The organism is Gluconacetobacter sp. (genome assembly GCF_047721585.1).
GTDB lineage: Bacteria > Pseudomonadota > Alphaproteobacteria > Acetobacterales > Acetobacteraceae > Gluconacetobacter > Gluconacetobacter dulcium.
Window position 1 is genome coordinate 1 of record NZ_JBDNXE010000139.1, and the last position, 9,251, is coordinate 9,251.

Consider the following 9,251-nt stretch of genomic DNA (forward strand, 5'->3'; position numbering starts at 1 on the left):
AGCCCGCCCTTCTCACCACCATCGCGCAGGGCATCTTCCAGCATCAGCTCGACTGGACCATGATCCTGATCGGCGTCGCGCTGGGCATCGTGCTGATCGCGGCCGACCTGCTGCTACGCCGCGTCGGCGGGGCCATGCCGCCCCTGGCGGTGGGAATCGGGCTGTATCTTCCCCCGGCGGTCAGCGTCACGCTGGCCATCGGCGCCATCATCGGCTGGGCCTGCACCCGCCAAGCCCGACAGAGCGAAGGCGGCGTTTCCACCATGCTCGCCTCCGGCTTCATCGTCGGCGAGAGCCTGACGGGCGTGCTGCTGGCCGGCATCGCCGGCGCCACCGGCCGCGACGACACCCTGGCCATCCTCCCCGAGGCAAGCATCGTGCCGTCGATATTGGGAACGCTGGTCTTCATCACCATATGCCTGTGGTTCGGCCACAAGATCCGCCGTGCCTGACGGGGCAATGCGCGCTGGCGGCGATCCGGCGCGCATTGCCCGTGCTTCGCGGCACACGGTCGTCGTGGCCGCCTTCGCGCACCAGCCCGCCTCTCTCGTCAGGCATGGGGACCGCAGACCCGAACGACAAAAGGAGTTTGGACATTGATCCCCTTTTCGGTCCTCGACCTGTCCCTGATCGTTCGCGGCAGCGATGCCGCCACCGCCTTCCGCAACAGTCTCGACCTCGCCCGCCATGCCGAAGCACTGGGCTTTCACCGCTACTGGGTGGCGGAACATCACGCCATGCCGGCCATCGCATCGGCGGCGACCGCCATCCTGATCGGCCACCTGGCGGCCGGCACGCAGCATATCCGCGTCGGCGCCGGCGGCATCATGCTGCCCAACCATGCCCCGCTGATGGTGGCCGAACAGTTCGGCACGCTGGAAAGCCTGTTCCCAGGCCGGATCGACCTCGGGCTGGGCCGCGCCCCCGGCTCGGACCAGGAAACGATGCGCGCCCTGCGCCGCGACCCGTCCAGCGCCGACCGCTTCCCGCAGGAGGTCGCCGAACTGCTGCATTATTTCGCGCCGCCCCAGCCCGGCCAGCGCGTGCAGGCCGTCCCCGGCGCCGGGCTGGACATCCCGGTGTGGCTGCTGGGCTCGTCGCTGTTCTCCGCCCATCTGGCCGCCCATCTGGGCCTGCCCTTCGCCTTCGCCTCACATTTCGCGCCGGACATGATGGAAGAGGCCGTCGCGCTGTACCGCCAGCGCTTCACCCCCTCCGCCCGGCTGGCCCAACCTTATGTCATGCTGGGGCTGAACGTGGTGGCCGCCGACTCCGACGCGCAGGCCCGCTTCCTGTTCACCTCGCACCAGCAGCAGTTCGTGGCCCTGCGCCGGGGCCGTCCGGGCCAGTTTCCGCCCCCGGTCACCGAGACGGACGGGCTCTGGACAGCCGCCGAACAGGCCGGGATCGACCGCGCCCTGGCCTGCGCCGTCGTGGGCGGCCCCGAGACCGTGCGCACCGGCCTGGCCCGCTTCATCGCCCGCCACCAGCCCGACGAGCTGATGATCGTGAGCGCCATCCACGACCACACAGCCCGCCTGCATTCCTTCGCCCTCGCGGCAGAGGCCCGCAACGCCCTGCCGGAAACCTGACGGCACAGAACCGTGGACGCCCCCCCATCGCGGATGCGATGATGCGCACCATGTCCATCCAATTCGCCGACCTCACGTTTCCGTCCCCGACCGCCGAAAGCCTGAACGCGGCTTTCGGCGCCGTCTCCACCCTGCTGGATGAAGACCACCGCACCGAGGCCCTCGCCCGCTTCGACGCCGAACGCCGGGCGTACGACAGTTGGGCCTCGATGGTTGCCCTGCGCTTCTCCCAGGACACCACCAGCCAGCAGGCCCGCACCGATCGCGACCTCGCCGACCGGCTGACCCCGCTGGTGACCGAGCTTGAAGTCGCCATCAAGCGCCGGCTGCTGGACGACCCCGACCGCGCCGGCCTCGCCACCGCCGTCGGCACCCACACCGTGCGCCTGTGGGAAACCGACATCACCACCTTCGACCCACGCATCCGCGCGGCGCTGGAAGAGGAAGCCCGCCTGGGCGCCGACTACACGGCCCTGCTGGCCGCGGCCCGCGTGACGGTGCAGGGCCAGACGGTCAATCTGTCCGGCCTCGCCCCCTTCGCCGAGCACCCGGATCGCGCGGTGCGCTACGAGGCCGAAAAGGCACGCTGGGACTTCTTCGCCGCCAACGGGCCGGAACTGGACCGGATCTACGACCAGTTGGTGCAGGTGCGCCACGGCATGGCGCGCACCCTGGGCTATGACAACTACATCCCCCTGGGCTACCGGCGGATGCGCCGCGTCGATTACGGCCCCGAGGATGTCGCGCGCTTTCGCGAGGACGTGCTGGCCCATGTCGTGCCCCTGGTCGGCGCGATCATGGAAAACCGCCGCCTGACCATGAACTGGGACCGGCTGCATTTCTGGGACGAATCGCTGATCGACCCGCTGGGCAACCCCAAACCGGCCGGCGGGCATGATTTGCTGCTGGAACGGGCACAGACGATGTTCGACCGCATGGGCGGCGATCTGGGCACATTCTACCGCCAGATGGTCGAAGGCGGCTTCCTCGACCTGCGCAACCGCGAGGGCAAGGCCGGCGGCGGCTTCTGCACCGCCTTTCCCACGGTCGGGATGCCGTTCATCTTCGCCAATTTCAACGGCACGCAGCACGACATCACGGTCTTCACCCACGAAATGGGCCACGCCTACCAGAACTGGAAAAGCCGCGACCTGCCGGGGATCGACCTGCTGTGGCCGACCATGGACGCCGCCGAGATCCATTCGATGGCGCTGGAATTCCTCACCTGGCCGCAGATCGACCTGATGGTCGAGGATGGGCTGGCCGACCGCTTCCGCCGCATGCACCTGATCGGCTCATTGAGCTTCCTGCCCTACGGCGTCTGCGTCGATCACTTCCAGCACGAGGTCTACGCCAATCCCGGCATGACGGCCGCCGAACGCCACGAGACCTGGCAGCGACTGGAAAAGCTGTATCTGCCCTGGCGCGATTACGGCGACCTGTCCTGGCCCGCCGCCGGCGGCCGGTGGCAGGCCCAGGGCCATATCTACCGCTCGCCCTTCTATTACATCGACTATACGCTGGCCCTGTGCTGCGCGATGCAGTTCTGGCTGCACAGCCGGGCCGATCAGGCGGGCGCGATGGCGGTCTATGCGGATCTGTGCGCGCTGGGCGGCTCGCAGCCCTTCACCGGCCTGGTCGACGCCGCCGGCCTGATCAGCCCCTTCAAACAAGGCACCTTGGCCGACATCGTGCAGGAAGCCGACCGCTTCCTGCACCTGCGCTGAAAGTCGCAAACGCGCGCCGGATCACCGCCGGCGCGCATTTATGGTCAGGCTCCGCGACCGTTCCAGCCGGCCAGCAGATCAACCACCGCCTGGGCGGACATGCGCCGCGCGTCACCCAGCGCCAGCGTGCCGTCCGGGTTCAGCAACCGGCCCTGCGGCGTCACGATCAGCACGGTCGGCACGGCCTTGATCGTCACCCCGTAATGCCGGGCGATATCCAGGTTGGTATTGATCCGCCCGACATTGACCGACACGGTAACGAAATGCGCCGCCACCCAGGGCGCGACCGACGGCAGGTCCAGAACGCCCGCCAGCATGCGGCAGTCCGGGCACCAGTTGCCGCCGAAATCGATCAGCACGTTGCGGCCGCTTTCCTTGGCCGTCTTGAAGGCGGCATCGACCTGCGCCTGCGCGCCCTCGGTCGGCCCATAGGGTGCCGCGACCGGCTTCGGCGTCTCCTGCCCCACCTGGGGCACGGGCGGCAGTTCGGCCAGAGCCGGGGTGGCGGCCAGACCGGCCAGCAGGACGGTCAGGGGAAGGAGGCGGCGCAGATGCATGAAATTCGGTCCATGAAGCCAAGGATGAACGAGGCATAATATCAGGTTAAGATGGATCTCATACGTCGAAAGCCATACAGACCCGACATGATGGTAAAAGGATCTTCTCCCGGATGACACAGGCCGCGCAACCCGACATCGCCCGCACCCTGATCAAGACCGTGGCCATGGTCGCGCTGACGGCCGCCCTGATGGCCACCCTGCGCTACAGCGCCCATGTCGCCTACCTGGTCGATCACATTGCCGGCACACGGCTGTGGAGCACCCTGTACAGCGTCACCGGCGCCGCCGATGCCGAGGCACGCGAACGGATCATCGTGATGGGCGTCGCGGTGGCCTGCTTCCTGCTGGCCCTGCCGATCGTGCAGATCGGCGAATGGGCGATCGACCGGCGGCTGCGCGCGCGCCGGGCCTCAGCCGGGCGGTAACGCCCCGGCCGGGGCCGCCGCCTCGCGGTCCCACAGAAATGTCAGTTCATGCTTGTTGTGCCACAGATGCAGCACCCGCCCGCCCGGAATGGCGGCGAACGCGGCAGCGGTCTCGTGGTCGGTGGTGCCCTGGAACTTGATGGTCATCACGATGCGCCGCGCCGTGCCCCCCGCGATCCAGCGCCGGGCCAGCGCCAGCAGGCGCGTCGGATAGGCGATGATGTCGGAAAACATCCAGTCCACCGCCCCCAGTTCGGCGGGCTCGATCCCGAACGCGCTTTCGCGGCGCAGCGTCACCCCCGGCATGGCGGCCACCTGGGGCGCGAGGTCCGCGCGATCCACCGCCACCACCTCCGCCCCGCATTGCGCGATGGCCCACGTCCACCCGCCGGGCGACGCTCCCAGATCGACGCAGCGTTCCCCCGGCATCGGCCAGACGCCCAGCCGGGCACAGGCTTCCCATAATTTCAGATAGGCCCGCGAAGGCGGCCCCACCCGATCCTCGACGAACGGCACCGCCCCGTTCACGAAGGGCGAGGATTTGCGCGTCGACAGCAGCAGCATATCCGGCGCCAGCAGCGTCCACCCACCCAGATGCCCGCTCGGCGCGGCTGCGGGAAAGACCAGCGCCCGCGCCGCAACCGGCGGCAGACGGTCGGCAATCAGCGTCGCGCGACGATGATGCCGCACGGCATGGCAGGCCCAGTTGCGCTGCCGGCCGCGCAACAGCGCCGCCGCCGCGCCGATCGAGGCAATGGAATGAAGCTCGGGCTCCAGCCAGATATCCAGCGCCCACGCCGCCGCAACCGGCGGACTGGCCGAAAGCGCCAGCCGACCATGCCACGCCATGATCTCCACGCCCTGCCGCCCCAGTTCCTCGGCCAGCGCGTCCTCGAACCCCTCAGCCGCCAGATAAGCCGCGCGCACCGGGTGCGGCAACTCGACTGGCGCCGCGTCGCCCTGCATATCGGTGGTCATCGCCGCAGCCCGTCCACCGCCATCAGCAGCCACGCCAGCATCAGCAGGCTGCCACCGGTGGGCGCGACCGGGCCGAGATGCTGCCCCGTCACCCCCGTCCAGCCGACGGCACCGCAGAACAGCACCTCCCCCAGCGCAAAGGCCGCACCGGCCAGCAGCAGCGGCACCCGCCGCCCCCGCACGCACAGCAGGATGCCGACCGCCAGCAGCGCGGGCGCGTGCCACATGCCCATCTCCACCGCCTCCCGCGCCAGCGTGCGGCCGGAAGGCGCGGCGAACATCGCATCGGGCAGATGGGCCGCCAGCGCGCCGCCGGCCACCGACAGCAGGCCCAGCAGGCCACCCAATGCAAGAAAAAGCCGGGCCGCGCGCGGCACAGGCGAAAAGGAAGCAGACACACTCATCACGGCCGCAGTCTAGCCGGGCGCCCCGGTTGCCGTATAGTCGCCCCATGTCACGCCATGACCTGTTTCCCGACATCGCGCCATACGAGAGCGGCTACCTGCCCGTCGGCGACGGGCACGAAATCTATTGGGAGCAGGCAGGCAATCCAGCCGGCCGGCCGGTCCTGTTCCTCCATGGCGGCCCCGGTGCCGGCAGCGGCGCGGTCCATCGCCGCTTCTTCGACCCCACCCACTGGCGAATCGTGCTGTTCGACCAGCGCGGCGCCGGGCGCTCGCGCCCTCATGCGTCGGTCACCGCCAACACCACGCCGCATCTGGTGCGGGATATCGAACATCTGCGCGCCGCACTGGGCATCGCCGACTGGGTGCTGTTCGGCGGCTCATGGGGCTCCACGCTGGCGCTGTCCTACGCCCAGGCCCACCCCGAGCGCGTGCGCGCGATGGTCCTGCGCGGGATCTTCCTGGGCCGCCCGAGCGAACTGGACTGGTTCTTCCACGGCCTGGCCCATGTTTTTCCCGACGCGCACACGGCCTTCCTCGAACACCTGCCCGCGCAGGCCCGGCACGATCCGCTGGCCGCCTACTGCCGGCTGCTGTTCGACCCCGACCCCGCGATCCACCTGCCGGCGGCGCGGGCATGGTCCAGCTACGAGGGCACCTGCTCCACGCTGATCCCGGCCCCCGCGGCGGTCGCCGGCTTCGCCCGCGACCGCGCGGTGATCGGCCTGGCGCGGATCGAGGCACATTATTTCCGCCACGGCCTGTTCCTGCCGCCCGGCGGCCTGCTGGCCCATATGGCGCGGATCGCCCATATCCCCGGCACCATCGTCCAGGGCCGCTACGACATGATCTGCCCCGCCACCTCCGCGTGGGACCTCGCCCATGCCTGGCCAGCCGCCACGCTCACCCTGGTGCCCGACGCCGGACACTCCGCGCTGGAACCGGGAATCCGCCGGCGCCTCGTGACCTGCATGGAAGAGTTGCGCGCTCTCTAGCGCCACGGCCAGAACCCGACCCGCACGATCGCGTTCCCCCTGTATCCGCATGTCCGAAAGGGATCAGTAACGAATGACCAAACATGTCCGCTGGCTGCCCATCGCGGCGTTCCTGCCGCTGGCCGCCTGCGCCACCGCGCCGAAGCCCGCCCCCATACCCCAGCCACCCTCCCTGACCGAAACCGACATCACGTTCCTCGACAACGCGGCCCGCAGCAACGATTTCATCATCGCGGCGGCGAAGCTGGCCGATACCCAGGCCCGCGATCCCCACGTCAAAGCCTTCGCCGCCCGCCTGGTCGCCGACCACACCGCCAGCCAGGACCGGCTGAAGACCATCGCCGACCAGCACGGCACCACCCTGCCCGACGATCTGGACACGGACGAAGAGCATGTTCTGGACAGCCTGAAGACCGAAAAAGGCCGCGTCTTCGACCGCGATTTCACCGCGCTGCAAATCGCCGGCCACGACAATGCGGCCCCGCTGTTCCAGGCCGAAGCCGCCAACGGCACCGACCCGGCCCTGAAGGCCTACGCCACCGACATGCAGTCCACCATCCAGTCGCATCTGGACATGGCGAAAGCATTGGGCCAACACGGGCACCATCACCGCCCCCATCACTGACCGGAACGCCGCATGAGCATCCGAATCGACCGCGTCGTCACCAGGGGAGGCGATCGCGGCCAGACTTCGCTGGGCGACGGCACACGGGTCGACAAATCCTGTACCCGGATCGAGGCCATGGGCGCGGTGGACGAAGCCAACGCCACGATCGGCGTGCTGCGCCTGCATGTGCCGCCCCCGTCACCCGATGCCGCATGCCTCGCGCGCATCCAGTCTCTTCTGTTCGATATCGGCGGCATATTATGCGTGCCGGAGCAGGGGCCGGACGACGCCGACAATTTTCGCGGCGGCGACGCGGCGGTCGCGTTTCTCGAACAGGCGACGGAACGCCTGCGCGTCCGCCAGACGCCGCTACGCAGCTTCGTGCTGCCCGCCGGCAGTCCAGGCGCCGCCCATGCCCATCTGGCCCGTACCGTGGCCCGCCGGGCGGAACGCCAGGTGGTCCTGCTCCGCAAGGAAGAATTCGTCAGCCCATCCGTCCTGCGTTGCCTGAACCGGCTGTCCGATTACCTGTTCGTACTGGCCCGGCACCTGAATAACGACGGGCAGGACGACGTTCCCTGGCAACCCGGCAGCCGCGACGCCTGAGAACCCTGCCCGATTACACGAATCGCCCGACAACCCGGCGCAGTTCCGGGCCACGCAGCCTCCCGCTTGCTGCCGAACGCCTGGCTGCGCAGGGTCACACGATTCCCATGGACGTCCGAATCACGCTAGACATCACATAAACGTGATGTCTATTATTCAACCGACTTCCCGAACCTGAAAAAGACGAAAAACCGTTCTGCTTCCGTTCGGCGCCTCACTGTAATCGCGTATGAAACCTTCCGTTCCGTCGAATTGACCACAATCAGAGAAATAAAGCAGGGAAAACATCAATACACTATAGAATTATGAAAATAATAAAGAATAACAATCGAAAAATCCGGCACGGAATCCATACGAAATCCAAAAACGATACGGAATATCTGTCGTATTGTATAATATTCGCGGATATTTACGCCATTTTAATGCTTAATATTACACGATCATGAAATTTCACACATGCGCCATCGGTGCCGCGACACCATGTCACAAGAACTTACGAACGACATGGCCTTGCATTTTCTTCAGAAGACAGAGTATATGAAACTTATTGGATCAATTTCTCTTATCCATATGCGCTTCGCACTCACCGGTTCCGAACCGGTTGCCCCTCTGAAATCGGCATCCGGTCATTCCGGCGCGGCGCGAAACAACAGAACAATGCCCGCCTCGTTCGGAATGAAATGAACAAAACAGAAAACACGCCCCCACGCCGGCATATTTTCAAACATTCCCCACGATTTTCATCTCCACTTTGAGAGACACCCCCATGTCCGCATCCTATAACGATACCTTCCCCTTTGCCGCAGACGCCGAACAATCCGACAACGATAATCGCGACGAGGTCAACGAGCAGGCGCTGCGTCTCGCCCTATCCCGTCTCGGTTCGAAACAATCCGCTCCTGCCTCATCCTCCCAAGCGACGCCCCGCGCCACGGCCCGCCCCTTCGATGCGGCACAACGGCGGCGGAAATTCGTCCAGGATGGTGATGTCCGGGTCGAACATCATGTCCTCAACCGCCCGGCGGCCCGTGCGATGCATGCACCGCAGGAGGATAGCGGCGAAATCGAGCGCCTGCGCTTACAGGTAAAGCTGTTGCAGAAGCAGCGCGACGACGCCGACCGCGCCAGCCACGATGCCCAGGCCAGCCTGCGCTCGCTGGAAACCCGTATCGGCCATGCCGACATCGTTCTGGCCGAAGCCCAGGCCGGCGTGGCCAGCCGTGACGAGGAAATCCTGGCCCTGCGCGCCAGCCTGTCCGCGGCCCGTGCCGAAATCGCGCGTCTGACAGCCGAGCTTTCCGCGCCCAAGCCGCGCGCCGCCCCCATCCAGCAGCCGAAACCCGCGCCGGTTCCCCGC

The 9,251-nt window shown here is 67.2% G+C and carries 11 protein-coding genes; 8 read left to right on the plus strand and 3 right to left on the minus strand.

Translation table 11 applies throughout. The annotated features are described in order from the left end of the window. The 3 genes from ABF821_RS17865 to ABF821_RS17875 form a co-directional block, all read left to right on the plus strand. Positions 1-452: OPT/YSL family transporter (locus ABF821_RS17865; RefSeq protein ID WP_415531038.1), on the plus strand; the 452-nt coding region annotated here is incomplete at its 5' end. Positions 453-596: 144 nt separating this feature from the next. Next, complete coding sequence (locus ABF821_RS17870; protein WP_415531039.1) at positions 597-1,592, plus strand: LLM class flavin-dependent oxidoreductase; 996 nt, start codon at positions 597-599, stop codon at positions 1,590-1,592. 50 nt (positions 1,593-1,642) lie between these two features. Further along, positions 1,643-3,319 (plus strand): M3 family oligoendopeptidase, encoded by a 1,677-nt coding sequence (locus ABF821_RS17875; protein ID WP_415531040.1) that lies wholly within the window; start codon positions 1,643-1,645, stop codon positions 3,317-3,319. A gap of 44 nt (positions 3,320-3,363) precedes the next feature. On the opposite strand, the gene ABF821_RS17880 is transcribed toward ABF821_RS17875, so the two are convergent. Continuing rightward, complete coding sequence (locus tag ABF821_RS17880) at positions 3,364-3,876, minus strand: thioredoxin family protein (protein ID WP_182974872.1); 513 nt, start codon at positions 3,874-3,876, stop codon at positions 3,364-3,366. Between the two features lie 113 nt (positions 3,877-3,989). On the opposite strand from ABF821_RS17880, the gene ABF821_RS17885 reads away from it, so the two are divergent. Further along, complete coding sequence (locus ABF821_RS17885; protein WP_182974871.1) at positions 3,990-4,304, plus strand: hypothetical protein; 315 nt, start codon at positions 3,990-3,992, stop codon at positions 4,302-4,304. Here the strand turns inward: ABF821_RS17885 and ABF821_RS17890 are convergent. Beyond that, positions 4,290-5,282, minus strand: coding sequence for an SAM-dependent methyltransferase (locus ABF821_RS17890; protein WP_415531041.1), 993 nt, complete (start codon positions 5,280-5,282; stop codon positions 4,290-4,292). The genes ABF821_RS17885 and ABF821_RS17890 overlap by 15 nt on opposite strands. Beyond that, positions 5,279-5,680 (minus strand): DUF423 domain-containing protein, encoded by a 402-nt coding sequence (locus ABF821_RS17895; protein ID WP_415531042.1) that lies wholly within the window; start codon positions 5,678-5,680, stop codon positions 5,279-5,281. The genes ABF821_RS17890 and ABF821_RS17895 overlap by 4 nt, the downstream gene beginning before the upstream one ends. Before the next feature lie 53 nt (positions 5,681-5,733). Here ABF821_RS17895 and pip point away from each other — a divergent pair, with 53 nt between their 5' ends. The 4 genes from pip to ABF821_RS17915 form a co-directional block, all read left to right on the plus strand. Next, positions 5,734-6,681 (plus strand): prolyl aminopeptidase, encoded by a 948-nt coding sequence (gene pip / locus ABF821_RS17900; RefSeq protein ID WP_415531044.1) that lies wholly within the window; start codon positions 5,734-5,736, stop codon positions 6,679-6,681. A gap of 73 nt (positions 6,682-6,754) precedes the next feature. Beyond that, positions 6,755-7,306 carry a DUF4142 domain-containing protein gene (locus ABF821_RS17905; protein ID WP_415531045.1) on the plus strand — a complete coding sequence of 184 codons (552 nt, stop codon included), beginning with the start codon at positions 6,755-6,757 and terminating at the stop codon, positions 7,304-7,306. Positions 7,307-7,318: 12 nt separating this feature from the next. After that, positions 7,319-7,894: a cob(I)yrinic acid a,c-diamide adenosyltransferase gene (locus tag ABF821_RS17910; protein WP_182974866.1), complete on the plus strand. Its 576-nt coding sequence runs from the start codon at positions 7,319-7,321 to the stop codon at positions 7,892-7,894. Between the two features lie 766 nt (positions 7,895-8,660). Continuing rightward, on the plus strand, positions 8,661-9,251 hold a 591-nt coding region (locus tag ABF821_RS17915), incomplete at its 3' end, for a hypothetical protein (RefSeq protein ID WP_415531046.1).